The organism is Sphingomonas sp. BL-S-30, from assembly GCF_055521475.1.
This window is the reverse complement of record NZ_CM145481.1, coordinates 2,186,458-2,208,916: the sequence shown is the minus strand read 5'-3', so window position 1 is coordinate 2,208,916 and position 22,459 is coordinate 2,186,458. Positions and strand designations below refer to the sequence as shown.

At 66.4% G+C, this 22,459-nt stretch carries 26 protein-coding genes and 1 other RNA gene; 18 read left to right on the top strand and 9 right to left on the bottom strand.

Annotation, left to right across the window (positions count from 1 at the left end):
- The first annotated feature begins 29 nt into the window (after window positions 1-29).
- From ACZ1I5_RS10135 to ACZ1I5_RS10125, 3 genes are read left to right on the top strand one after another with little or no spacing between them, the layout of a single operon-like run.
- A complete protein-coding gene (locus ACZ1I5_RS10135) occupies window positions 30-1,682 on the top strand; it encodes a DNA polymerase III subunit gamma/tau (RefSeq protein ID WP_465173567.1) in 1,653 nt (550 codons plus the stop codon).
- Window positions 1,679-2,002 (top strand): YbaB/EbfC family nucleoid-associated protein, encoded by a 324-nt coding sequence (locus ACZ1I5_RS10130; RefSeq protein ID WP_465173566.1) that lies wholly within the window; start codon window positions 1,679-1,681, stop codon window positions 2,000-2,002. Before ACZ1I5_RS10135 ends, ACZ1I5_RS10130 begins: the two co-directional genes overlap by 4 nt.
- Before the next feature lie 54 nt (window positions 2,003-2,056).
- Window positions 2,057-2,296 carry a hypothetical protein gene (locus ACZ1I5_RS10125; RefSeq protein ID WP_465173565.1) on the top strand — a complete coding sequence of 80 codons (240 nt, stop codon included), beginning with the start codon at window positions 2,057-2,059 and terminating at the stop codon, window positions 2,294-2,296.
- 121 nt (window positions 2,297-2,417) lie between these two features.
- Here the strand turns inward: ACZ1I5_RS10125 and mtgA are convergent, their stop codons facing one another.
- The 4 genes from mtgA to ACZ1I5_RS10105 form a co-directional block, all read right to left on the bottom strand.
- Entirely contained in the window at window positions 2,418-3,113 is a 696-nt protein-coding gene (mtgA, locus tag ACZ1I5_RS10120) for a monofunctional biosynthetic peptidoglycan transglycosylase (protein WP_465173564.1), read from the bottom strand.
- Between the two features lie 150 nt (window positions 3,114-3,263).
- Window positions 3,264-4,553 (bottom strand): flavin monoamine oxidase family protein, encoded by a 1,290-nt coding sequence (locus ACZ1I5_RS10115; protein ID WP_465173563.1) that lies wholly within the window; start codon window positions 4,551-4,553, stop codon window positions 3,264-3,266.
- A 3-nt stretch (window positions 4,554-4,556) separates the two neighbouring features.
- A complete protein-coding gene (gene rpoH / locus ACZ1I5_RS10110) occupies window positions 4,557-5,462 on the bottom strand; it encodes an RNA polymerase sigma factor RpoH (RefSeq protein WP_465173562.1) in 906 nt (301 codons plus the stop codon).
- Window positions 5,463-5,519: 57 nt separating this feature from the next.
- Window positions 5,520-6,470, bottom strand: coding sequence for an RluA family pseudouridine synthase (locus tag ACZ1I5_RS10105; protein WP_465173560.1), 951 nt, complete (start codon window positions 6,468-6,470; stop codon window positions 5,520-5,522).
- 17 nt (window positions 6,471-6,487) lie between these two features.
- On the opposite strand from ACZ1I5_RS10105, the gene ACZ1I5_RS10100 reads away from it, so the two are divergent.
- Window positions 6,488-6,886 carry a M67 family metallopeptidase gene (locus tag ACZ1I5_RS10100; RefSeq protein WP_465173559.1) on the top strand — a complete coding sequence of 133 codons (399 nt, stop codon included), beginning with the start codon at window positions 6,488-6,490 and terminating at the stop codon, window positions 6,884-6,886.
- Between the two features lie 309 nt (window positions 6,887-7,195).
- Here ACZ1I5_RS10100 and ACZ1I5_RS10095 read toward each other — a convergent pair whose 3' ends face one another.
- Complete coding sequence (locus ACZ1I5_RS10095; protein ID WP_465173558.1) at window positions 7,196-7,600, bottom strand: hypothetical protein; 405 nt, start codon at window positions 7,598-7,600, stop codon at window positions 7,196-7,198.
- A 229-nt stretch (window positions 7,601-7,829) separates the two neighbouring features.
- On the opposite strand from ACZ1I5_RS10095, the gene ACZ1I5_RS10090 reads away from it, so the two are divergent.
- Window positions 7,830-8,627, top strand: coding sequence for a DUF4198 domain-containing protein (locus tag ACZ1I5_RS10090; RefSeq protein WP_465173557.1), 798 nt, complete (start codon window positions 7,830-7,832; stop codon window positions 8,625-8,627).
- Here the strand turns inward: ACZ1I5_RS10090 and ACZ1I5_RS10085 are convergent.
- Window positions 8,624-9,127, bottom strand: a complete 504-nt coding sequence (locus tag ACZ1I5_RS10085) for an MEKHLA domain-containing protein (RefSeq protein WP_465173556.1) — start codon at window positions 9,125-9,127, stop codon at window positions 8,624-8,626. The two genes, ACZ1I5_RS10090 and ACZ1I5_RS10085, sit on opposite strands and share 4 nt — an antisense overlap.
- 106 nt (window positions 9,128-9,233) lie before the next feature.
- Here ACZ1I5_RS10085 and ACZ1I5_RS10080 point away from each other — a divergent pair, with 106 nt between their 5' ends.
- The 13 genes from ACZ1I5_RS10080 (at window position 9,234) to ACZ1I5_RS10020 (ending at window position 21,109) form a co-directional block, all read left to right on the top strand.
- Complete coding sequence (locus tag ACZ1I5_RS10080) at window positions 9,234-10,016, top strand: bestrophin-like domain (protein ID WP_465173555.1); 783 nt, start codon at window positions 9,234-9,236, stop codon at window positions 10,014-10,016.
- A 209-nt stretch (window positions 10,017-10,225) separates the two neighbouring features.
- Entirely contained in the window at window positions 10,226-10,873 is a 648-nt protein-coding gene (locus tag ACZ1I5_RS10075; RefSeq protein WP_465173554.1) for a histidine phosphotransferase family protein, read from the top strand.
- A 118-nt stretch (window positions 10,874-10,991) separates the two neighbouring features.
- A complete protein-coding gene (locus ACZ1I5_RS10070) occupies window positions 10,992-13,295 on the top strand; it encodes a chemotaxis protein CheA (RefSeq protein ID WP_465173553.1) in 2,304 nt (767 codons plus the stop codon).
- On the top strand, window positions 13,295-13,726 hold the full coding sequence (locus ACZ1I5_RS10065; protein WP_465173552.1) for a chemotaxis protein CheW: 432 nt from the start codon (window positions 13,295-13,297) through the stop codon (window positions 13,724-13,726). The genes ACZ1I5_RS10070 and ACZ1I5_RS10065 overlap by 1 nt, the downstream gene beginning before the upstream one ends.
- 74 nt (window positions 13,727-13,800) lie before the next feature.
- On the top strand, window positions 13,801-14,166 hold the full coding sequence (locus ACZ1I5_RS10060; protein ID WP_465173551.1) for a response regulator: 366 nt from the start codon (window positions 13,801-13,803) through the stop codon (window positions 14,164-14,166).
- Window positions 14,167-14,201: 35 nt separating this feature from the next.
- Window positions 14,202-15,254, top strand: coding sequence for a chemotaxis protein CheB (locus tag ACZ1I5_RS10055; protein WP_465173550.1), 1,053 nt, complete (start codon window positions 14,202-14,204; stop codon window positions 15,252-15,254).
- Window positions 15,248-16,099 (top strand): CheR family methyltransferase, encoded by an 852-nt coding sequence (locus ACZ1I5_RS10050; protein ID WP_465173549.1) that lies wholly within the window; start codon window positions 15,248-15,250, stop codon window positions 16,097-16,099. Before ACZ1I5_RS10055 ends, ACZ1I5_RS10050 begins: the two co-directional genes overlap by 7 nt.
- Window positions 16,100-16,143: 44 nt before the next feature.
- Window positions 16,144-17,049, top strand: coding sequence for a DMT family transporter (locus tag ACZ1I5_RS10045; RefSeq protein ID WP_465173548.1), 906 nt, complete (start codon window positions 16,144-16,146; stop codon window positions 17,047-17,049).
- A complete protein-coding gene (locus tag ACZ1I5_RS10040; RefSeq protein ID WP_465173547.1) occupies window positions 17,046-17,735 on the top strand; it encodes an N-acetylmuramoyl-L-alanine amidase in 690 nt (229 codons plus the stop codon). The genes ACZ1I5_RS10045 and ACZ1I5_RS10040 overlap by 4 nt, the downstream gene beginning before the upstream one ends.
- Before the next feature lie 49 nt (window positions 17,736-17,784).
- Window positions 17,785-18,149, top strand: an RNA gene (gene rnpB, locus ACZ1I5_RS10035) — RNase P RNA component class A.
- 64 nt (window positions 18,150-18,213) lie between these two features.
- Window positions 18,214-20,178, top strand: a complete 1,965-nt coding sequence (locus tag ACZ1I5_RS10030; RefSeq protein WP_465173546.1) for a hypothetical protein — start codon at window positions 18,214-18,216, stop codon at window positions 20,176-20,178.
- Window positions 20,179-20,261: 83 nt separating this feature from the next.
- Window positions 20,262-20,804 carry a J domain-containing protein gene (locus ACZ1I5_RS10025; RefSeq protein WP_465173545.1) on the top strand — a complete coding sequence of 181 codons (543 nt, stop codon included), beginning with the start codon at window positions 20,262-20,264 and terminating at the stop codon, window positions 20,802-20,804.
- On the top strand, window positions 20,786-21,109 hold the full coding sequence (locus ACZ1I5_RS10020; protein ID WP_465173544.1) for a hypothetical protein: 324 nt from the start codon (window positions 20,786-20,788) through the stop codon (window positions 21,107-21,109). Before ACZ1I5_RS10025 ends, ACZ1I5_RS10020 begins: the two co-directional genes overlap by 19 nt.
- Window positions 21,110-21,289: 180 nt before the next feature.
- Here ACZ1I5_RS10020 and ACZ1I5_RS10015 read toward each other — a convergent pair whose 3' ends face one another.
- The 3 genes from ACZ1I5_RS10015 to ACZ1I5_RS10005 all read right to left on the bottom strand — a co-directional run bounded on the left by ACZ1I5_RS10015 (window position 21,290) and on the right by ACZ1I5_RS10005 (window position 22,453).
- Entirely contained in the window at window positions 21,290-21,697 is a 408-nt protein-coding gene (locus ACZ1I5_RS10015; RefSeq protein ID WP_465173543.1) for a SufE family protein, read from the bottom strand.
- A gap of 226 nt (window positions 21,698-21,923) precedes the next feature.
- Window positions 21,924-22,166, bottom strand: a complete 243-nt coding sequence (locus ACZ1I5_RS10010) for a hypothetical protein (RefSeq protein ID WP_465173542.1) — start codon at window positions 22,164-22,166, stop codon at window positions 21,924-21,926.
- A gap of 17 nt (window positions 22,167-22,183) precedes the next feature.
- Window positions 22,184-22,453 carry a hypothetical protein gene (locus tag ACZ1I5_RS10005; RefSeq protein ID WP_465173541.1) on the bottom strand — a complete coding sequence of 90 codons (270 nt, stop codon included), beginning with the start codon at window positions 22,451-22,453 and terminating at the stop codon, window positions 22,184-22,186.
- Window positions 22,454-22,459 lie beyond the last annotated feature (6 nt).

Here is a 22,459-nt window from a genome sequence, read left to right as displayed (position 1 = left end):
CGTAGTGGGACGCACTAGATCAGTCCACAATGTCCGACTCCTTCGATCTTGGCGAACCACCCCAGCCCGCAAAGGCTGAGGTCTACCGCGTCCTCGCGCGCAAATACCGGCCGCAGACCTTTGCCGAGCTGATCGGCCAGGATGCGATGGTCACCACGCTGGCCAACGCGATCAAGCGCGGGCGGCTGGCGCATGCATTCCTGCTGACCGGCGTGCGCGGGGTGGGCAAGACCTCGACCGCGCGGCTGATCGCCAAGGCGCTCAACTGTATCGGGCCCGACGGCAATGGCGGGCCTACGATCGACCCGTGCGGTGTGTGCGAGCCGTGCCGCGCGATCGCCGAAGGCCGGCATATCGACGTGATCGAGATGGACGCGGCAAGTCATACCGGCGTCGACGATGTGCGCGAGATCATCGACGCGTCGCGCTATTCGGCGGTGTCGGCGCGGTTCAAGATCTACATCATCGACGAAGTCCACATGCTGTCGAAGAACGCGTTCAACGCGCTGCTCAAGACGCTGGAAGAGCCACCGGCGCATGTGAAGTTCCTGTTCGCCACGACCGAGGTCAACAAGGTGCCGGTAACGGTGCTGTCGCGGTGCCAGCGGTTCGACCTGCGGCGAATCCCGGCGGACAAGCTGGCGGCGCATTTCGGGTGGGTCTGCGAGGCGGAGGGTGTCGAGGCCGAGCCCGAGGCGCTGGCGCTGATCGCGCGGGCGGCCGAGGGCTCCGCGCGCGACGGGCTGTCGATCCTCGACCAGGCGATCGCGCATGCGGGCATCGAGGGCGAGGGCGTGAAGGCCGGCGCGGTGCGCGAGATGCTGGGCCTGTCTGATCGCGGCGCGATCCGCGACCTGTTCGGGCTGGTGCTGAGCGGGGACGGGCAGGGCGCGCTGGCGGCGCTGCGGCGGCAATATGATTTCGGGGTGGACCCGCTCGGCGTGCTGCGCGCGATGCTGGAGACCGTTCATGCCACCACGCTCGTCAAGCTGGGCACCGCGCCCGAGGCCGGGCAGGCGGTGGAGGAGCGCGAGGCGCTGGCGGGGTGGGCCGGCAAGCTGAGCTTCGCCGCGCTGCACCGGCTGTGGCAGCTGCTGCTCAAGGGCCATGACGAGGTCGCGCGCGCGGCGCTCCCGATCGAGGCGTGCGAGATGGCGCTGCTACGGCTGATCCATGCTTCGACCCTGCCCGATCCGGGCGAGCTGGCGCGGATGATCGCGAACGGCGCACCGCTCGGCGGCGCCGCACCTGCCGCGCCGGCGGCGCGGGCGTCGGCCCAGCCGGTCGAGGCGAACCTGCCCAATAGCATCCGCGATCTGGTCGCGTTCCTCGAGGACCAGGGCGAGCATGCGCTGGCGGTCAAGATGACGCGCAGCGCGAGCGTCATTCGCTTCGAGGCGCCCGAGCTGGTGCTGAGCTCGTCCCGGCCCTTGCCGGCGGACCTGATCCGCGAGCTGAATGTTGAACTGAAGCGGCTGACGGGCAAGCCGTGGAAGGTCACGTCGGAAGACGCCCAGGGCGCGCCGACCATCAAGGACGAGGAAGAGGCGAAGCGCGACGCGATGCGCGCCGCCATCCTCGAAACCCCGGTGGTCAAGGCCGCGTTCGAGGCGTTTCCCGATGCCGAATTTCCCGAAACCGAACTCGACCGCCTGATGGCGGCACAACGGAGCGTATCATGAAGAGTATCGAAGACATCATGGCCATGGCGCAGAACGTCCAGGCCGAGCTGACCAAGGCGCAGGCCGGCCTCGACGCGATCGAGGTTGAGGGCGCGGCCGGCGGCGGGCTGGTCAAGGTCAAGGCGTCGGCCAAGGGCCGGATCATCGGCATCGATATCGACGAATCGCTGCTCGCGGCGAGCGAGAAGCAGATGCTCGAGGACCTGATCGTCGCGGCGTTCAACGACGCCAAGGTGAAAGCGGACGCGGCATCGAGCGCCGAAATGTCCAAGATGACCAGCGGTATTCCGCTGCCGCCGGGGTTCAAGCTGCCTTTTTAAGGGAACAATCCATCGCACCTTCTTGTTACGCACCCAGCAAAACAGGAGGATGCCATGGCTGACGATCGTGTAACCGAAACCCCGCATACCACCGTGATCGAGAAAAGCGGCGGTGGCGGCGCAGGTATCTTCATCGGGATAATCCTGCTGATCGCCGTGGTGATCGGCGGCTTCTATCTGATGAACCAGAGCAAGAACGACAATCTGAAGACCGATGCCGTGACCAGCGCGGCGAAGGATGTCGGCGACAGCGCCAAGAAGGCCGGCGACGCGGCCGAGAAGGCGGCGCAGTAAGGCCAATTTTCACCGTTCGTGCTGAGCTTGTCGAAGCACTGTTCTTCTTTCGCCCGTCGAGAAGAAGAGCAGCCCTTCGACAGGCTCAGGGCGAACGGGAAGGGGTCTCTTCTGCGAGAATTTACCGCAAGCACCCGTCGAGTCCATCATTGCGCACCACGCCGACCTGGCGGGTGAGGACATTGCCGTGGCGGCGGGTGAAGCCCTTGGCGCCGATCACGGCGCGTTTCTTGGGAAGCGGGAAGATGGCGGCGAGACGGCCGGCCTCGGCGGGCGTCATGGTCGATGCGTCATGGTTGAAATAACGGATCGACCCTGCGTTCACGCCATAGGTGCCGATCCCGGTCTCGGCCACGTTGAGATAGACCTCCATGATCCGCCGCTTGCCCCAGATCGTCTCGATCAGGACGGTGAAATACGCCTCGAGCACCTTGCGGGGATACCCCCCGCCCTGGATCAGGAACACGTTCTTGGCGGTCTGCTGGCTGATCGTCGAGCCGCCGCGGATGCGGCCGCCCTGGGCGTTGCGGGCATAGGCCTTGGCCAGCGCCGCGAAATCGAACCCGTGATGCGTGCAGAAATTCCCGTCCTCGCCGGCGATCGCCGCGCGCGCCATGTCGGGATCGATGCGCGACAGCGGCATCCAGGATTTGGTGATGCCATGCCCGCTCACCGCGTCGCCGAGCATGGTGAGTGTGACCGGCGGCGGCACGAAACGGTAGAGCACGACCATGAACACCGAGAGCAGGACGAAGGCACCGATCAGCTTGAAGAACCAGCCGATCAGGCGACGCAGAAACGAGCGGCGGGGTTTCATGGGTAAGGCAGGTTCCGGATCGTCTATCGGCGCGTAGTGCGCGCTTCGGTTGCTGGTTTGAATCGACGCGGGCGGCGCGGTGGGGCGCGGCCGTATGGGGTCTGCCCCGAATTCCAATGGCGGCCCCCGCTCGTCGCTCATTTCCCTCTTCTAGGCGAGCGAGGCGGGCGCGGCAAACCGGCCGGCCGCGGGCAGTGTCGCGATCAGCGCCCGAGCTGCCTCCACGCCTGTTTCATAAGCGCCGTGCGCGGTGGAAAAGTCAGTGCGCGAGCAGGCCTCACCGGCGAAGAACAGGCGATCGTCGACCGGCGCGGCAAGCACCGCGCGCTGCGGCGCTCCGCCGACGCGCGCGTGCGAATAGGAGCCGTGGATGTGCGGCTCGGCACGCCAGCGCGTCGTGACGATCGGCGTCATCCGGTCGCGCCAGTCGCTGCCGAGCAGCGCGACCAGCTCGCGAATGGCGAAGTTCGCGGCGGCGCCGTCGCCCTCGTTCTCCAGCGCCTCGGCGCAGTCGCCGCCGAAGAAGCATTCGATCAGCGGCAGGCCGAACAGGCCGAGGCGGTAGCTCGCGGTGCAGTTGCTGTGGGGATTGCCGATGAGATGGCCATTGTTGGGAAGCTCGATACCGTCGATGCGCAGATAGACCTTGTCGGCAAGACCGAGCGGGAGCGCGGCCGCGGCTTCATGCTTGGCGGGGAGCGGCGGATCGAAGACGATCCTTTCCTCCCCCAGTGCCGTCGTCGGCACGCTAAGGATGACTCGACGGGTTTCGATCGTGCCGCGGTTGGTTTCGATCTTCAGCGCGGGGCCGCGATGGTCGATGCGGCTGACGATCGTGTCGAGCTGCACCGGAACACCTGCCGCATGATGCGCGATCAGGGTGCCGTAGCCCTGAGGCACCGTCCAATTGTCGTCGGTCGACGCATCCTCATAAGCGGCCCAGTCGTGCAGCGAGACCTGCGCCAGCGGGGCGCCGTTGACGTAGCCCGAGATCGCATCGATCAGCGGACGCCAGGGATCGTCGGGGGCGATGAAGGCGGAGAGCGGCTGGTCGGGGCCGGAAAGCGCGGCATGGGCCGCTTCTTCCCAGCGTGACCAGGCCCTGGAATAAGCCTCCTGTTCCTCGGGCGGGAAGCCCAAGTTGCGCCATTGCGAGCGCCAGTTGGAAGGGGAGCGGTCGACGGTAAGGCCGTAGTGCTCGGCGAGTTGCGTCCAGGGGTTGCGTTTGGCGGAGTGAAGCCAGGCGCACCCTAGATCCACTATCATCTCCCCCCGCGAAGACGGGGGAAGAGAGGAGGGCAAGGCAACACTATGCGCTCGCCCGCCGAGGCGGCTGCCCGCCTCCACCAGCAGGACGTCCAGCCCCGCGTCATGAAGTGATCTCGCGGCGGCGATGCCGGCCGCGCCGGCGCCGACGACGATCGCGTCAGCACCGGCCATGGCTTACGCCGCGACCAGCATCCGCTTGTCGCCGGCGAGGCGCATCATCGCCTTTTGCAGCTTCTCGAAGGCGCGGACCTCGATCTGGCGGACACGCTCGCGGCTGACGCCGTACACCTGGCTCAGTTCCTCGAGGGTCTTGGGATCGTCGGTCAGGCGACGCTCGGTCAGGATGTGCTTCTCGCGCTCGTTGAGGTCGTCCATCGCCGAGACGAGCATGTCGTGGCGAACGTCCGCTTCCTGTGCGTCGGCGACGACCGAGTCCTGCAAGGGCGCATCGTCCTGCAGCCAATCCTGCCACTGGCCTTCGCCGTCTTCACGCATCGGCACGTTGAGCGACGTGTCGCCGCCCATCGACATGCGGCGGTTCATGCTGGTGACCTCTTCCTCGGTCACCCCCAGATCCTTGGCGATCTTGGCGAGATGCTCGGGGCTCAGATCGCCGTCCTCGAACGCGTCGAGCTTCGACTTCATCCGGCGCAGGTTGAAGAACAGCTTCTTCTGCGCGGCGGTGGTGCCCATCTTCACCAGGCTCCACGAGCGCAGGATGAATTCCTGGATCGAGGCGCGGATCCACCACATCGCATAGGTCGCAAGACGGAAGCCGCGATCGGCCTCGAACTTCTTCACGCCCTGCATCAGGCCGATATTGCCCTCCGAGATCAGCTCGGACACGGGCAGGCCATAGCCGCGATAGCCCATCGCGATCTTCGCGACGAGGCGGAGGTGGGACGTGACGAGCTGCGCCGCCGCGTCTGTGTCGCCGTGCTCCTCGAAGCGCTTGGCGAGCATATATTCCTGCTCGGGCGCGAGGATCGGAAACTTCTTGATCTCGGACAGGTAGCGGTTGAGGCTTGCCTCTCCGCCGAGGGCGGGGATCGTCGCCGGGACGTTGCTGCCGCTTGCCATGATCAAATCTCCCTTACTGATGCGCCGTCCCTACTATGAGGCGACGCGCGCTTGAACCTATACGTAGAGTCTATCGAACAGTTCCTGCATGTCGGCCGGCATATCGCTATCGAATGCCAAAGCTGTGCTTTCGACGGGGTGAATGAACCCGAGCCGGGCCGCGTGCAATGCCTGTCGGTGGAAATCCAGGGTTTCCAAAATGGACCGGTGGACTGGTTTTGTTCTACCATAGACCGGGTCCCCAAGCAAGGGATTTCCGATCGAGGCCATGTGAACACGCACCTGATGGGTGCGGCCGGTCTCCAGCCGGCATTCGACCAGAGCGGCTTCCTTCAGCCGTTCCAATGTCTTGTAATGCGTGACCGCGCGCTTGCCGGTCGGCACGATCGCGATCTTCTTGCGGTTCGCGGGCGACCGCGCGAGCGGGGCGTCGACGGTGCCCTCCGACGGAAGCGGGCGGCCGGTGACGATCGCCTTGTAGCGGCGATCGATGCTGTGATCGTGAAACTGCTTCGCCAGGCCTTCATGCGCCCGGTCGGTCTTGGCCGCGACCATCAGCCCCGACGTATCCTTGTCGATGCGGTGGACGATGCCGGGCCGCGCCACGCCGCCAATGCCGGACAGGCGCCCGGCGCAGTGGTGGAGCAGCGCATTCACCAACGTGCCGTCGAAATTGCCGGCGGCGGGATGGACGACGAGGCCGGCCTGCTTGTCGATCACGATCAGGTGATCGTCCTCGAACACGACGTTCAGCGCGATATCCTGGGCTTCGTTATGCGCCGGTGTCGGCAGCGGGACCGCGATGGTGAAGACGCTGCCGGCAATGGCTTTACGCGACGGATCGCGAGCGAGTGTGCCGCTTTCGTCGATCACGGCACCGGAGGAGAGCAGGGCCTTCAGCCGCTCGCGCGACATGGTCGGCACTGCGTCAGCGAGAGCGCGATCCAGACGCCAGCCACCGGCTTCGTCCGAGATGCGTGCTTCGATATTTGTAACCCCCCGGTCCATGCCGTAGCGATGTGGGAATGGAGTACGGAATTTCAAGCACTCTCCTGGGTAGACTGCTAACCGACGTGAAAAATTCCCCGGACGCGGAGGTTTGCGGGCTGTTGTTTGGCGGGGAAGGGCGGATCGAGGCGGCCGAAGCATGCGCCAATGTGGCGGCCGAGCCGGCGCGGGCGTTCGAGATCGATCCGGCGGCGCTGTTCGCAGCGCATCGGTGCGCGCGGGGCGGCGGGCCCCGGGTGATCGGGCATTATCATTCGCATCCTTCCGGCGAGGCAGTACCGTCGCCGCGGGATGCGGCGCAGGCAATGGGAGACGGTGCGCTGTGGCTGATCCTGACGGCACGCGAAGCGCGGCTTTGGCGGACGGATCGTGTCGGCGCGTTCGAGGCGGCGCCACTGGCGGTGAAAGACGCGTGAAGTAAAACGCGTCGGGGCTGCCGAAAATCGGACAGTAAAAGAGGATTTTTGCCAGCCAACGTCGACCCCGATTTTTCGGGTATGCCCCGCGATGCCGCGAGTAATGGAACTGATAAACCAGCGCGACCGTATTCGATGCGCCGGATTCCCCAGTCATCGTTCGTTTCAGGCGTGGCGTAATAGTCATCGACTATTTCCCGATTTATGAGAATCGATCATGGCTATTGTCGGGTTTCCTGATTGTCGCGCGCGTGCCCACACGACTTGAACGGCGTTCTTGCCGGGCGGATCGGCCTCGCCGAGGGCAGGTCAATCCGATTTACGGCGGGGTCGCCGACACCGCGCTTTGAGGCGCCACTCCTCCGGCCGGCGATTGCGCAGCCAACGCAACGCGACCCTGGAGTCGGCGAGGACATGGTGCCGGCAGTCGGCATAAAGCGGCGTGTCGCTGTTTCGGTCGAAGACGTGCTCGGCCTGATAGGCATAGCCGATCGCGCGCCGGAACATGCTCGGTTCCACCAGCCCGGCATGGTCGCCGCGGCCCATCGCGACCGCGAGGCCGAATTCCGGATATCGGTCGAGCCAGCGGTACAGGGTGGCGATGCTGACCGAGAAGCATTTGGCGAGCGCCGCATTGTCGGTGCCGAGCCGGCAGAGCAGGCGCGCCTGCCGGGCGAAGGCGGGGTCGTAGCGGGTGGGGCGTCCTCTTTTCATGGGACGAGGATGAGGAAGGGGCGTCGAGATTTGAATCGATGCCGGAGATTCATGAGGTTTGCGCCTGGCCCCAGACTGCCGCCGCTCGGAAAGGTGCTACCCGGGCCATGGAGGCTCCCGGCATCGTCTATCAATTAACGCGCGGATGGAGTCTCGCGCAGCAATCTGGAATTGCAAGTAATTCTCAATAGCTCTAAAGCGGCGTCTCCGTTCATCAAGGGGTGACACCGTGAAATTGATCCTGAGACGCCTCGCCGTCGTCGCCGCGAGCGTACCGTTGGTCCTTGCCGGGGCGGCGCAGGCACATATGCCCTATGTCCTGCCGACCGTGTTCGATGTGGGCCAGGGCGATCATGTGACGGTCTCCTCGTCCTTCGCCGAAACCGCCTTCGTTCCCGAGATCGCGATGCGCAACGCGCCCTTCCACCTGATCCGCCCGGATGGCAGTCGTGGTGACGTCGGCCCGGTGACCTATCTGCGGGACCTGTCGATCTTCGAGGCCGACCTGAAGGCGGACGGCACCTATCGCATCACCAGCGGCCAGCGCGCCGGGCGGAAATCGACCATGTACCGTGATGGCGAGAAATGGGTGATCCACGGGGAGGATGGTGCGGAAACCCCGCCGGGGGTCACGACGGTTGCCGTGCAGAGCATGACGCTGGCCGATGCCTATGTCACGCGCGGCCCGCAAAATGACACGGCGCTCAAACCCTTCGGCCAGGCGCTGGAAATCCAGGCCGTGACTCACCCCAACGCGATCAGCGCGGGCAGTGAAGCCCGTTTCGTGCTATTGTTCGACGGCAAGCCGCTCGCCAATACCGATGTCACGCTGTTCCGCAGCGCCGGGGTTTATGACGGCCGCAAGGTCGCGGTGGAGACCAGGAGCGATTCAGGCGGCGCGTTCACGCTGAAGATCGAGGACGTGGGCGCCTACCTCATCATGGCACGGCATCGCGCGCCGGCGCCGGCCGGGTCCGAAACGCCGTGGCGGAGCTATACCTACACGCTGGCCTTCGACGCGGCCTAGACGTCGCACCATGAAGCGAAGGTCGCTGCCTGGCCGTGCAGGACGCCGTCCGGGTCGATCAGCTGCCAGACGACCCCGTTGTCGATGCGGAAGCGGCGGCCGGATTTTGCGACGCGTATGCCGGAATAGTCGGCGACGAAGCCGTTGCGGGCCACCTCGTCCAGCAATCGCTGCCGCTCCGCTCGATCCGGCGCCTCGGCCGACAGGCGCGAGGGCAGGGTGACGAACGCGTCCCACGGATATTCGAAACAGGCTTGGGCGGTACGGTTGGCGTAGATGAACCGCGGATCGGGGTCGGTATTGTGCGCGAGCACTACAAAGGGGGATTCGTGATAGAGCCAGCCGGCGTCACGGTCCGCTGCCAGCGGCACGCCTACCAGGCGCGCATAGCTGCCTGTGAGCAGGTCGAAAAAGGCCGGGTCGACGGAGAGGTTTGCGGAGGAGCCGGGGGCGATCTGCATCTGGTTATGTCCTTCGAGCGTGCCGATCAGGCCGGCCATATTGACCATGACCAGGTTCGGCCACGTAACTTGTCGCACGGTGGCGGCAACCAGATTTCCGTCGAGGTCGCTTGACCGGTCGAGATGGTGGGATAGTCATTCCGCCATGGCAACGATGTTCCTGCACTCGCCCGCGCTGTTCGGCGCCCTGTTGTTCGCGACGCTGCTGCTGGCCGTCGAGATCGGCCGCCGGCTCGGGCTGCGCTGGGCGCCGCGCGAGGGCGGGGCACATGGCGGGACCGCGGCGCTCGACAGCGCGGTGTTCGCGCTGTTCGGGCTGCTGATCGCTTTCACCTTTTCCGGCGCGGCGTCGCGCTTCGACGCGCGGCGTGACCTGATCGTGCAGGAGGCCAACGCGATCGGCACGGCCTATCTGCGCGTCGACCTGATGCCGGACGCGGACCAGCCGGCGATGCGGGACGATTTCCGGCGCTATGTCGACTCTCGGCTGGCGGCCTATCGGGTGGTTTCCGATCCGATCGCGTTCAAGGGCGCGCTGGATCGATCGGCCATCCTGCAGAACCATATCTGGAAGCAGGCGATCGTCGCCACGCTGGAAGCGGGCGCATCGCCGGCGATCGGCACGCAGTTGCTGCCGGCGATCAACGACATGATCGACATCACCACGACCCGCGCGACGGCGACCCAGATGCACCCGCCGACGATCGTCTATGTGCTGCTGCTTGCCCTGGCCTTTGCGAGCGCGCTGCTCGCCGGATACGGCGTGGGCGAGGCGCATGCACGGCACTGGCTGCACAGCGGCATCTTCGCGGCGATCCTGACCGTCACCCTCTATGTCATCGTCGATTTCGAGCATCCGCGCATGGGCAGCATGCGAGTCGACAATTTCGACAGCCTGCTGGTCGATATGCGCGCGTCGATGACCTGATCCCCCGCGCCGACGCTTCATCGTGCCGCCGCCGTCCGGGCGTCGGACAATGCCTGCTTCATCGCCACCGCGAGCAGGGGCGGGCGCATTCTGTGCCGCGGCAACCATCGGTCTCGGGCCGGCCAACATCACGATACCGGCGCGACTTGCACAGTCGCGCCCGCATCGCCAGAAGAGCAAACCCATTTTCCCCGGAGCAATTTCATTCCATGACCATCAGCCCGGTCGACTTCGCCAGCCTGTTATGTTCCCGCCTGTGCCACGATCTGCTGAGCCCGGTGGGCGCGCTCAACAACGGACTCGAATTGCTCAACGACGAGCAGGACCCGGATATGCGCGCGCGCTGCCTGGACCTGCTCGGAGAGAGCGCCAGGGCGTCTGCGAACAAGCTGAAATTCTTCCGGCTCGCCTTCGGCGCGGCGGGCGGCTTCGGCGAGACCGTCGACGCGCGCGAGGCGCGGGCGGCGATCGAGGGGCTGTTCGGCGACAATCACCGGGTCAATCTCGGCTGGCTGGTCGAGGACGCGACCTTGCCCAAGGCAGCGATCAAGGTCCTGCTCAACCTGGCGCTGATCGGCGGTGATTCGCTGGTCCGTGGCGGGCAGCTCGATATCGGGGCTGAGGCACTGGACGGCAATGTCGAGATCGTGGTGCGGGCGGATGGGCCGCGCATCGTGCTCGACGACGAATTGCGAACCATGCTGCAGAGCGGGCAGCAGGACGACGAGACGATCACGCCGCGCGGGGCCGCCGCCTATCTGGTGCATTCGCTGGTCGCCGAGGGCGGCGGCACCGTAAAGGTATCCGATCCCGGCGAGCCGGTGCTGCTGTTCGGGGCGACATTCCGGGTCGGGTGACGAGTCAGCGACCAAAAGAGACCGGCGCGAGGTTCGCTGAAAAGCAAGAATCGAAGCCTCGTTAAACGCACCCTTAACCAGTGCCTTGCCATGGTCGCCCCCGCATCCCCGGGGGCCCATGGACGATCTTCTTCAGGAATTCATCGCCGAGACGCGCGAGACGCTTGAGGCGCTCTCGGGCGAAATCGTCGCGTGGGAAGCGTGCCCGGACGATCGCGAGCGGCTCGATGCCATTTTCCGTTTCGTGCACACGGTGAAGGGGAGCTGTGGTTTCCTGGATCTGCCGCGCCTCGCCCGCCTCAGCCACGCCGCCGAGGACGTGCTCGCGGCGGTGCGGTCGAACGAGCGCCTGCCCGACACGCGGCTGGTCAACGCCGTACTGGCGATCGTCGACCGGATCGGCGAGCTCGTCGAGGCGATCGATGCCGGCGTGCCGATCGAGGAGGATGGCGAGGACGAGCTGATCGCGGCGCTCGAGGAAGGATCGGCGCTTGCCATCCAGGCGCACAGCGCGAACGCCACGCGCAGCCCGACGCGCAGCGTGCGCCTCAATGTCGACCTGCTCGACAGGATGATGAGCGGCATGTCCGACATGGTGCTCGCGCGCAACGAGCTGGCCCGGCGCCTGCGCGACGACGGCGCCGACCCGACGGTGGAGGCAGCGCTGGAGCGGCTGTCGCTGACCGTCGCGGAGATGCGCGACACCGTCACGCGGACTCGCATGCAGAAGATCGATGCGCTGTTCTCCGCCCTGCCGCGCATGGTGCGCGACACCGCGGCCGAGCTCGGCAAGTCGGTGGCGCTGCGAGTCGAGGGCAGCGATGTAGAGCTCGATCGCGAGATGATCGAGATGATGCGCGACCCGCTGGTCCATATCGTCCGCAACGCGATCGACCATGGCCTCGAATTGCCCGCCGAGCGCCGCAAGCTGGGCAAGCGCGAGAGCGGCCGGCTGACCGTCTCCGCGCGGCAATCGGGCAACCAGATCATCATCGAGATCACCGATGACGGGCGCGGCATCGACACCGACCGGCTGATCGCCAAGATCGCCGCCAAGGGCGTGCGCAGCGCCGAGGAGCTGGCGGCGCTGAGCGACAAGGCGAAGCTCGCTCTGGTGTTCGAGCCCGGCGTCTCGACCAAGGACGCCGTCACCGCCATTTCCGGCCGCGGCGTGGGCATGGATGTGGTCCGCGCCAATGTGGAGCAGATCGGCGGGCGGATCGAGCTGTCCAACACGCCGGGCAAGGGCCTGCGCATCGCCATTCACGTGCCGCTGACCCTATCGATCATTGCGACGATCGGCGTCGGGGTCGGCGATCAGCGGTTCGCGATTTCCCGCCAGGCGATCGAGGAGATCGTGCGGGCGGGCGGCGATGCCATCCGGGTCGACATGCTCGGCGGCACGCCCGCCGCCACGGTGCGCGACCGCCGCATGCCGCTGGTCGATCTGGGCGGGCTGCTCGGGCTTTCGGGCAGACGCGACTCGACGATGCTGGTGATCGTCGGCGTGCCCGGCGGAAGCTACGCGCTCGCGGTCGAATCGGTGCTCGATCATGAAGAGCTGGTGATCAAGCCGGCGGCGCCGGCGGTGATGGCGACCGGGGTCTATGCCGGGCAGACGCTGCCCGACAGCGGCCTGCCGATGCTGCTGCTGGACTGCGCCGGCATCGCGACCATGGCGGGCCTGCAGTTCGGGGGCGAGGTCGCCGTCGACGAGGTAGCCGCGGAGGTGGTGGCACCGACCGTGTCCGCCCTGTTGTTCGACGATCTGGACGGCGAGCGCCGGCTGGTGCCGCTGACCATCATCGACCGGATCGAGCCAGTGCCAGTCGAGGCGATCCGCTTTTCCGGCGGGCGGCTACGGCTGTCGGTCGAGGGGCGGATCATTCCGCTCGCGGTGCAGGGCGAATGGGACAGGCGCGACATGGTCTCGGTGCTGCGCCTGCGCGACGGCGATGCCGAGATCGGCTATGCGATCAGCGAGGCGATCGACATCGTCACCTTGCCCGAGACGGTCGTGCCCGCGCGCGAAGCCGGCCCCGTCGCCGGTGTCGTCTCGATCGACGGCGAGCAAATCGAGCTGCTCGATCTCCACTGGCTGTTCGCGACTCATGGCGCTGAACTCGGTGCCGCCGCGCCGCCGGTCTGCCTGATCGACGGCGCCGAATCAGCCTGGATGACGACCTTCCTCAAGCCGGTGCTGGAAGGTGCCGGGTATCGGGTGGCCACGGGTCTTAAAACGGGCGAGGCGGCCGCTGTGGTGCTGACGATGAGCGCTTCGGGCGCGCCGGTGCAGGGCAATGTGCCGGTGGTGCGGCTGCGCCGCGACCGAGCCGTTGGCGGCCCCGCCGATACGAGCATCTATCGTTATGACCGGGACGGCCTGCTCGCCGCCCTGGCCCGGTCGGCGGGAGGCCGCTGATGTCCGATCTCTTCCTTATCGCGCATATCGCCGGCCGCGCCGTGGCGATCGATTCCCGGCAGGTGGAATCAGTCGTCGATATCGGCGCGGTCGTGCCGGTCCCTGGCGCCGACCGCCAGGTGCGGGGCCTTGCCGCGTTGCGCAGCCGGGTGGTGACGGTGATCGACACCCATGCCGCACTCGGCCTGCCGACGCCGGAGATCGAGGCGACACGGGCCGTCATCACGCATGTCGAGGGCCATCATTATGCGATCCTGGTCGATTCGCTCGAGGATGTGGCACCGTTCGAACTGGCGCCGCTCTCGCCCGGGATCGTGCTCGACCCGGGCTGGCGCACGACCGGCTGCGGCATCGTCGAACGCGCCGGCGAGCCGATCCTCGCGATCGACCTGCGCGCGCTGGTGCCCGGGCTGACGGCGATCGCCGCATGACGATCGGTTAACCCGAAACTCACGGGTTTCCGGCAAACAGGCCGCTCGACCGGGCGGAAACAGGGTGAGACTCGATGAAGACGTGTCTTGTGGTGGACGATTCGAAAGTGATCCGCAAAGTGGCGCGTCACATTCTGGAAACGCTGGACTTCGAGGTTTCCGAGGCCGGCGACGGGCAGGAAGCGCTCGATTCGTGCCTCGCCTCCATGCCCGACGTGGTGCTGCTCGACTGGAACATGCCGGTGATGACCGGCATGGAATTCCTGCTGGCGCTGCGGGACCGCACGCCATCGCCCCGGCCCAAGGTGGTGTTCTGCACCACGGAGACCGGCCTGGCGCATATCCGCGCCGCGATGGATGCCGGTGCCGACGAATATGTGATGAAGCCGTTCGATCGCGAGATGCTGGAGAGCAAGCTTCAGATCGTCGGCATGGCCTGAAGGGCCCGTCCGCCATGCCCCTGGGATCAACCCTCATGGCCGGCCGCACCGTCGAGAGCCGGGACCGGCCGCGCATCCTGATCGTCGACGATTCAGCGGTGGCGCGCGCGGTGATCGCGCGCGCGATCGACCTGAGCGGCAAGTTCCTGGTGGCGGGCGCCGTGCCGCACGCCCGTGCAGCGCTCACCTTTCTGCAGGGGCAAAAGGTTGATGGCATCCTGCTCGACATCGAGATGCCCGGGATGAACGGCCTGGTCGCCTTGCCCGAGCTGCTCGTGGCGGGCGCCGGCGCCAAGGTGCTGGTGGTTTCGTCGTCCTGCGGCGAGGGGGCGGCGGCGACGATCGAGGCGCTGTCGCTCGGCGCGGCCGATACGCTGGTGAAACCCGATATCGGCGACTTCGCCGCGCGTTTTTCCGTCGCGCTCGACGAGAAGCTGGAACGCCTGTTCGAAAAGACCGAGGCCGTTGCCGGGGAGATGCGGCTGGCGACGGACCGCGCCGTCGGCGGCGGATTCGACATCGTGGCGATCGGCGCATCGACCGGCGGCATTCATGCGCTCAGCCTGTTGTTACGTGAAATCCCGGCGAGTTTCCAATTGCCGATCCTGATTACTCAGCATCTCCCGGACAGCTTCATGACCTATTTTGCCGATCAGGTAGCGACCCTTGCCGGGCGGCCATGCGATGTGGCGACCGATGGGATGCGGATCCAGCCAGGTCGTGCCATCGTCGCGCCGGGTACCGCGCATATCCGGGTGGTCGCCACGGGCGAGGGCGCGGCGTTGCGCCTGTCGACCGAGCCGGCGAAGAGCGGTTGCACGCCGTCGGTCGACCCGATGTTCGACAGCCTGGCCAAGGTGTTCGGGTCGCGCGCGCTCGGCATTGTGCTGAGCGGCATGGGACGCGACGGCGCTGACGGCGCAAGGCGGATCATCGAACGCGGCGGCAGCGTCGTGGTGCAGGACCAGGCAAGCTCGGTCGTGTGGGGCATGCCCGGCGCCGTCGCGACCGGCGGCACCGCCAGCGCGATCATGCCGCCTGCGGAAATCGGAAAAATGGTGGCGTCACGCCGGAGGCCCGGATGTTGACACCCGCACCCCGTACCAGGCCGGCAGGCGCGCTCAACGTGCTCGCCGCGCTGCTCGAATCCCGCACCGGGCAGCAGATCGCGGCCAATCGCGAATGGCGGATCGAGAGCGCGCTGAAGCCGCTGATGCGCGAGCGCGGGCACGAGACGCTCGACCAGCTGGTCAATGACGTGCTGCGCCTGCCCAGCGTCGGCGATCAGGTGGTCGACGCGCTGCTGAACCAGGAAAGCTCGTTTTTCCGCGACTCCGCGGTGCTCGACATGATCGCCGACGCAGTCGACGCGATGCGTGCCGAAGGGCTGACCCGGCGCGTGCGGATCTGGTCGGCCGGATGCTCGATCGGCCAGGAACCGCTGTCGCTCGCCATGCTGTTCGCCGAGCGCGACGCGGCGGACGGCGCGCTTTCACCCGAAATCATCGCCACCGACGTTTCCGAAACCGCGCTCGCCCGTGCGCGCTCGGGACGCTATTCGCAATTCGAGATCCAGCGCGGACTGCCGGTGCGCCGCATGATGCAATGGTTCGATCCGGTCGGCGGCGACTGGGTCGCCAGGCCCGAGCTCGTCCGCCAGATATCCTTCCGCAAGCTCAACCTGGTCGCCGATCCACTGCCGATCGGCCGCTTCGACATCATCCTGTGCCGCAACGTGCTGCTGTATCTGTCGGCCTCGCTGCGCACCCGGGTGTTCGACCGGCTGGCCGAGGTGGCGCGCCCCGGCGCGCTGCTGGTGCTCGGGGCGGGCGAGACGGTGATCGGGCAGACCGAAGCGTTCCGTCCGAGCCAGCGCTATCGCGGGCTGTACGAGCCGACCGGCGCTCCGTTCGTGCGCGCCATCGCGGTCTGATCGACGGTTTACATTCGCCGGGACAGGCCGCAAGCGGCCCCGCGATGACTCAGGCGATATCCGGGGAAGGGCAGGCCAGGGGGTTCGGCCCGCACGATCTCATCGTCGTGGCGGGCATGAACATCCTGTGGGGCTTCAACATCATCGCGGTGAAGATGGCGGTGAGCGGGATTGCGCCACTGACCGCGGGCTTCCTGCGGCAACTGCTCGTCCTGATCGTCTGCCTCGGCTCGCTCCGGGTCATCCGCGGCCGGATGCGGGCGCTGACCGCGCTCGGCATCCTGTCGGGCGGCGCCTTTTATGTCGCCACCAACCTGTCGCTGGCGATCACGCATCATGTCGGCGCGCTGGCCATCGCCGGGCAGCTTGGCGTGCCCTTTTCGCTGTTGCTGGCCATCATCGTGTTCCGCGAGAAGATCCGCCTGCCGCGGATCGCCGGCATCGCGCTGTCGGTCGCCGGTGTCGGCCTGCTGGTGTTCGACCCGGCGATGATCGACGAGATACCGGGGCTCGCGCTGACCGCGCTGGCGAGCTTCATCTGGGCGATCTGCTCGCTGATCCAGCGCAACCTGATCGGAGTGCCGGTGCTGACCATCTATGCCTGGATCGGACTATGGGGTTCGATCGTCCTCGGTACGACCGCGCTGGTCGTCGAGACCGAGGCGATGTGGGCGATCCCGCAGATTCCGCTCCGGACGTTCGGCTGGGTCGTCTTCTCCGCCATCGGATCGACCGTGCTGGGGCAGGGGGCGATGTCATGGCTGCTCCAGCGCCATCCGGTGAGCACCGTCACCCCGCTCACGCTCGCCTCGCCGATCATCGCGGTGTTCGCGACGGGATGGTATTTCGATACGCCGCCGACGGTGCTTATGCTGACGGGCGGTGCTATCGCGATGGTCGGTGTCGCCATCGTCACCATCCGGACCGCGCGCGCAGGGGACACGCCATGACGATCATCGACACGCCCTCGCCCAATTTCGACGAGCGCCGCCTGGGGGTCTCGATCATCGTCCTGCATTATACCGGCATGCAGGACGCGCAGAGCGCGATCGACCGGCTGCGCGATCCGGTGGCCAAGGTCTCGGCGCATTATCTGGTGGCGGAGGACGGCACGATCCTGCGCATGGTGGCGGAAGACAAGCGCGCCTGGCACGCGGGCAAGGCGCGCTGGCGCGGGATCGAGGACGTCAACAGTGCGAGCATCGGCATCGAGATCGTCAATCCCGGCCATGAATTCGGCTATCCGCCCTTCCCGGAGCAGCAGATCGACGCGTTGCTGCCGCTGGTCGCGGAGATCAAGGAACGCCACGGCATCACCCGCGGCAATATCGTCGGGCATTCGGACGTCGCGCCGACGCGCAAGCAGGATCCGGGCGAGCTGTTCCCGTGGAACCGCCTCGCGAGACTGCGCCTTGCCCTGCCGCGACCGACCCGGAACCTGATGGACCCGATGTGGACCGATGCCGGTTTCCTGATCGCGCTGGAACGGTTCGGCTATGACGTGTCGGACAAGCTGGCGGCGGTCGTCGCTTTTCAGCGTCGCTATCGCCCCGAGCTGATCGATGGCGAGATCGACGGGGAGTGCCGTTCGATCCTGCTGGCGCTGTTGTTGCCAAAACCCGCCGGAGACGATTGATTTTTGTGTCCGCTTTCGCACGAGTGAAACTCGCGCTACAGGGCTCCGGCCAGAGGGTCGGGCGGCCGCGTCACGTGCAAGCGTGCCGAGGAAAGTCCGGGCTCCGCGAAACGACGGTGCCGGGTAACGCCCGGCGGGGGCGACCCCAGGGAAAGTGCCACAGAGAGCAGACGGCGAAGGCTTCGGCCCCGCCACGGTGAAAGGGTGCGGCAAGAGCGCACCGCGCGACTGGTAACAGGAGCGGCACGGCAAACCCCACCGGGAGCAAGACCGAATAGGGGCGGCATATGGGCTTCGTTTCAGCTCGTCGCCCGGGTTGGTTGCTTGAGCCCGCATGCAAATGCGGGCCTAGAGGAATGGTCGCCCATCCCTGAAAAGGGTGGACAGAACCCGGCTTACAGACCCTCTGGCATTTTTCCGAAGCGCTTCTTTACGCTGCAATATTATCGCCGCATAACCGTCGAAAGGCGGGGATATCATGCGGGCACTCAAGGCAGGAATTGCAGGCGTCGCGTTGATCGCCGCGGCGGCACCGGTTGTCGCGCAGCAGGCGACCATGACTGTCCAGCAGGATTTCGAAGCGGCCGCCGCCCTCGACGCGGGCACCGACAAACGAGCGGCGCTCAACGCCTGGGATGCGCTCGAGCGCCGCACGGTGAAGAACAAGCGCAGTCATGCCATCATGCTCGTGCGCAAGAGCGCGGCACTCTTCGCGCTCGACCGCAAGGACGAGGCCGTGGCGGCCGCGCGGGCCGGCCTGGCCGACTTGCCGGCCAACGACGCCTCGCTGAGCGATGACCGTTACCGTGCCTATCTCAACCTCGGGCGTATCGCGCAGGAGGCAGTCGATTATGCCAGCGCGATGGCGGCTTATCGCGATGCGGCCGGCGCGAGCGATTCGGCGGCCAACCGATTTGCGGCACTGCTCGGCCTCGTCCAGACAGCCACTTATGTCGACCCCGCCGTTGCTGCGGACGCGCTGGCGAAGGGCAAGGCGATCATGGCGACGGCCAAGGTCGACCCCGTGGTTTCGGCGGAGTTCGCCCGGCGCGAGGGTCTGTTGCTGCTCAACAATGGCGACTTCGCGGGTGCCCGCGCGAAATCGGCGGAAGCGGTAAAGCTCCTTGGTGGCCTGACGACGCGTGTCGACCTGCGCGATGTCTCGGCGCGGTCCGACACCGCGATCGCCGCGCTGCTTGCCGGGAATTCCGAAGAGGCCCGAAAATATATGGCCTATACCGGGGCGGGCCGCCTGCCCAAGGGAACCTTCGATCCGGCCGTGCAGATGAAGGCACCGGCTTGCGGCGGAGAGGGCGGGCTCAAGCCGGACGACATGGCCGTGGTCGAATTCAGTATCGGCGATGACGGAACGGTGATTTCGAGCACGCCGATCTACGCGGCGGGCGGCGGCCCGGTGGCGCTGGAATTCGCGCGCGCGGCGCTCGCCTGGTCGTGGACGCCCGAACAGGTGAAGACGCTGCCGCGATTCTTCCGTTACAATATCCGGATCGAGATGCGCTGCTCGACGGAGTTCGAGCGGCCGTCGATCGGCAATTTCCTCTCGGCCAGCCTGGAAAACTGGCTGGTGGAAAAGCATCTGACGGTTCCCGCCAAGGATGGCCTGTCGGATGCGCAGGCCCTGCCGCGCCAGCGCGTCGCGCTCGTCGCCGCCGAGGCGAAGGGCGCGGAGTCGCTCCAGACGCTGCCTGCGCTGTACCGGTTGGTCGACAATGTCGTCCTGCCGCGTGAAGAGGCCAATGTCCTGGCACGCCGCGCACTCGCCATCGCGGACGCGAACGGCGTGCCCGCATTGCCTCGTCTGGCGTTGGACCTCGCCGAGCGCGGTTCGGCCCGCGCCACCGGCAAGCGCGGGAGCGATTTCGCACACGAGGCGATGCCCCTTCTGGCACAGCCATCATACGCGAATGATCCGCAGGCCAGATCGGCTTTGCGACTGCTGATCGCGGATGCCGATGAGCGATCAAAGGGATCGCGGACGCGTGAGTTGCTGCGTCAGGTGGCAGAGGATGCCGCTCTCGTCGCGAACGACCCGATGCGAGTCGGCGCGTTGGTCCGCATCGCCTCGATCGAGCAGCAATCGGGTAATGCGGAGGCGGCACGGGCTGCGTTCGAGCGATCGGGGCTGGCGGCCAATCAATGCGGTATCGTCGATTCGCCGCCGAAGTTCCTGAGCGCCGGGGGCACTTTTCCGCAGGAAGCCATGCAATGGGGCTTCGAGGGTTGGACCCAGACCCAGTTCGACGTGTCGGCGGAGGGGCGGGTGGTGAACGAGCGGGCCATTCTCAGCTATCCGCCGTTCGTCTTTACCAAGGCTGGCGTACGCACCATGGCGGGTGCACGCTATGCGAAGTCATATCGCCCCGACGGGTCGCTCGGATGCGGCGCGAGCAGCCAGCGAGTCCGATTCACCCTTGGTTTCTAGAATCCTGGCTGTGACCGGGGCTCGGGTACGATAATCACCATTCTCGCGGTTGCGCTCCCGATTGCTTCCCCTATGTCGGGCCAATGGCGCGTTCCTCCTCCCGATCGGTCGACTGGGGCTTTCCCCGCTGGCGCGGCTATGGCGCCGGGCGCGAGGCGACGACGGTGCGGCTGTGCGACCGGCACGGCTGCGACGCGCCGGGCAACTGCCCCGCGCCGAAATCGCCCAACAGCCCGGAACGCTGGTATTTCTGCCAGGATCACGCGGCGGAATATAATCGCGGCTGGAATTATTTCGAAGGCCTGACCGCCGAGGAAGCCGCGAAGCGTGAGGCCGACGAAACCCGCACGGCGGATGGCTATGCCGAGGCGAAGCATTATGGCTGGGCGGGTCCCGGCGACGGCAGCCGATCACGCGACGAGATGCGTGCGCTGGAGGTGCTCGAACTCGAGGCCGACGCCGATTTCGACGCGGTGCGCGTGGCCTGGCGGCGGCTTGCCAAGTCCAATCATCCCGATGTCCGCCCTGGTGACAAGGAAGCAGCGACCCGGTTCCAGGCGATCCAGGCGGCTTATGACGTGCTGCGCACCGCCGAGGACGCGCGACAATGGAAACCCGCCGGTTGAAATCGGTCCGGTCGGCCTGGTCGAGCACGCTGCTGGTCTGCAAGAAATGCTCGAAGAAGCTGGATGGCGGCTTCGGTCCCAAGGGGCGGACGCCGCTCGCCAAGGCGCTACGAAAGCATCTCGGACTGAAGAAGGGCCGCAAGGGCAGGGCCGGCATTGTCGAGGTGAAATGCCTTGGTGTCTGCCCACGCGGCGCGGTGACGATGGTCGACGGCGCTGCTCCCGGCGAGTGGATGCTGGTGAAAGCCGGGACCAATCTCGATGCGGTTGCCGAGGCGGTCGGCCTGACGACGGCGACCGCGTGAGCCGCGACACCAGCTTCTATGTGAGGGCGAAGACGGTGAGTGATCTCGTTGCGGTGCAGAAGCGGCTGCGCCCCGGTGATGCAGTGCTCTACGCCGATCTAGACTGCGGATGCCGTCCGGGCGACCCGTGAGGGATCCCGACCGTCTGGTCGCGGCATTGCGCCAGATCGTGACCGCGCCTCAGCCCCTGTAGCGTGCCGCGGTCTCGCGGATCAGGGCGATCATGTTGGGTATGCCCTGAGTGCGGTTCGAGCTGAGCTGGTTCTTCAGGTCGAAGGGCGCCAGCGCCGCCTCGATATCGGCCGTGAGGATCGCGGCGGGGGCCTGATCCTGCACCGTCAACAGCACCAGCGCGATGATGCCCTTGGTGATCGCGGCGTTGGAATCGGCGACGAAATGGAGCCTGCCGTCATCCTTTGCCGTGGGATAGACCCATACCGACGCGGAACAGCCGCGGACCAGCGTGGTGTCGGTCTTCAGCGCCTCGGGCATCGGTTCCAGGTCCTTGCCCAGATCGATCAGCAGACGGTAGCGATCGTCCGCATCGAGGAAGCTGTATTCGTCTTGCAGGTCAGCGAGGCTTTGCATGAGGTGGGCGCTAGGGCCTGTGCGGACCAAAATCAAACCGATGTTCCTTCCCCGGCGAAGGCCGGGGTCCAGTTGGGAAGGCCACTCGACGGCACGCATCGCCAGTTACAACCGTCCCCCAACTGGACCCCGGCCTTCGCCGGGGAAGTAGAAGAGCGAGGGTGTCCTTCACTACATTACCGCGCCGCTTCGCACCTGAGGATGTGCGAGGTGCGGCGCAGCCAGGTCAGAGATCCACGCCGGCGGCGATCGCCTCGAGCTTGCGGATGCGTTCCTTCAGGTCGGCAATCTCGATGCGGGCGCTGGCATTGGGCATCGAAGGGGCGGTGTGCAGGTCGCCCTGCAGATTGAGCTCCTGGCGCTTCAGGGCGAGCCAGCCGCGCCAGCCGGTGAGGGCGACGAAGCTCAGCATGCCGAGGCCCGCCAGCGTGGTCATTGCCATGGTGATGTAGAAGTTCGGATCGGTCATGATCCCTGCTCCCTCGGTCAAGTGCGGTCGCGCAGCTTTTCGATCTCGCGATCGAGGCGTGCGCCGCTGGTGTCGTTTTCGGTGGCGAGCCGTTCGAGGACCGCCAAGCGCTCCTTCATGGCCCGGAGTTCTTCGCGCAGCCGCTGGTTCTCTGCCTGGGCCATGCCGTCGTCGCGGACGCTGTAGTCGTTGCCCTTGCGGTCGCGGCCGATGCCGTAGCGAGCGCGGAGCACGCTGCCGATCGTGGCAATGACGACGATGGCGACAACCATTTCAAAGGGGTTCATGTTTCA

Coding starts and splice junctions, on each gene's coding strand:
- ACZ1I5_RS10135 (WP_465173567.1), top strand. CDS start 30: ATGTCCGACTCCTTCGATCTTGGCGAACCACCCCAGCCCGCAAAGGCT.
- ACZ1I5_RS10130 (WP_465173566.1), top strand. CDS start 1,679: ATGAAGAGTATCGAAGACATCATGGCCATGGCGCAGAACGTCCAGGCC.
- ACZ1I5_RS10125 (WP_465173565.1), top strand. CDS start 2,057: ATGGCTGACGATCGTGTAACCGAAACCCCGCATACCACCGTGATCGAG.
- mtgA (WP_465173564.1), bottom strand. CDS start 3,113: ATGAAACCCCGCCGCTCGTTTCTGCGTCGCCTGATCGGCTGGTTCTTC.
- ACZ1I5_RS10115 (WP_465173563.1), bottom strand. CDS start 4,553: ATGGCCGGTGCTGACGCGATCGTCGTCGGCGCCGGCGCGGCCGGCATC.
- rpoH (WP_465173562.1), bottom strand. CDS start 5,462: ATGGCAAGCGGCAGCAACGTCCCGGCGACGATCCCCGCCCTCGGCGGA.
- ACZ1I5_RS10105 (WP_465173560.1), bottom strand. CDS start 6,470: ATGGACCGGGGGGTTACAAATATCGAAGCACGCATCTCGGACGAAGCC.
- ACZ1I5_RS10100 (WP_465173559.1), top strand. CDS start 6,488: ATGGAGTACGGAATTTCAAGCACTCTCCTGGGTAGACTGCTAACCGAC.
- ACZ1I5_RS10095 (WP_465173558.1), bottom strand. CDS start 7,600: ATGAAAAGAGGACGCCCCACCCGCTACGACCCCGCCTTCGCCCGGCAG.
- ACZ1I5_RS10085 (WP_465173556.1), bottom strand. CDS start 9,127: ATGGCCGGCCTGATCGGCACGCTCGAAGGACATAACCAGATGCAGATC.
- ACZ1I5_RS10080 (WP_465173555.1), top strand. CDS start 9,234: ATGGCAACGATGTTCCTGCACTCGCCCGCGCTGTTCGGCGCCCTGTTG.
- ACZ1I5_RS10075 (WP_465173554.1), top strand. CDS start 10,226: ATGACCATCAGCCCGGTCGACTTCGCCAGCCTGTTATGTTCCCGCCTG.
- ACZ1I5_RS10070 (WP_465173553.1), top strand. CDS start 10,992: ATGGACGATCTTCTTCAGGAATTCATCGCCGAGACGCGCGAGACGCTT.
- ACZ1I5_RS10065 (WP_465173552.1), top strand. CDS start 13,295: ATGTCCGATCTCTTCCTTATCGCGCATATCGCCGGCCGCGCCGTGGCG.
- ACZ1I5_RS10060 (WP_465173551.1), top strand. CDS start 13,801: ATGAAGACGTGTCTTGTGGTGGACGATTCGAAAGTGATCCGCAAAGTG.
- ACZ1I5_RS10055 (WP_465173550.1), top strand. CDS start 14,202: ATGGCCGGCCGCACCGTCGAGAGCCGGGACCGGCCGCGCATCCTGATC.
- ACZ1I5_RS10050 (WP_465173549.1), top strand. CDS start 15,248: ATGTTGACACCCGCACCCCGTACCAGGCCGGCAGGCGCGCTCAACGTG.
- ACZ1I5_RS10045 (WP_465173548.1), top strand. CDS start 16,144: ATGACTCAGGCGATATCCGGGGAAGGGCAGGCCAGGGGGTTCGGCCCG.
- ACZ1I5_RS10040 (WP_465173547.1), top strand. CDS start 17,046: ATGACGATCATCGACACGCCCTCGCCCAATTTCGACGAGCGCCGCCTG.
- ACZ1I5_RS10030 (WP_465173546.1), top strand. CDS start 18,214: ATGCGGGCACTCAAGGCAGGAATTGCAGGCGTCGCGTTGATCGCCGCG.
- ACZ1I5_RS10025 (WP_465173545.1), top strand. CDS start 20,262: ATGGCGCGTTCCTCCTCCCGATCGGTCGACTGGGGCTTTCCCCGCTGG.
- ACZ1I5_RS10020 (WP_465173544.1), top strand. CDS start 20,786: ATGGAAACCCGCCGGTTGAAATCGGTCCGGTCGGCCTGGTCGAGCACG.
- ACZ1I5_RS10015 (WP_465173543.1), bottom strand. CDS start 21,697: ATGCAAAGCCTCGCTGACCTGCAAGACGAATACAGCTTCCTCGATGCG.
- ACZ1I5_RS10010 (WP_465173542.1), bottom strand. CDS start 22,166: ATGACCGATCCGAACTTCTACATCACCATGGCAATGACCACGCTGGCG.
- ACZ1I5_RS10005 (WP_465173541.1), bottom strand. CDS start 22,453: ATGAACCCCTTTGAAATGGTTGTCGCCATCGTCGTCATTGCCACGATC.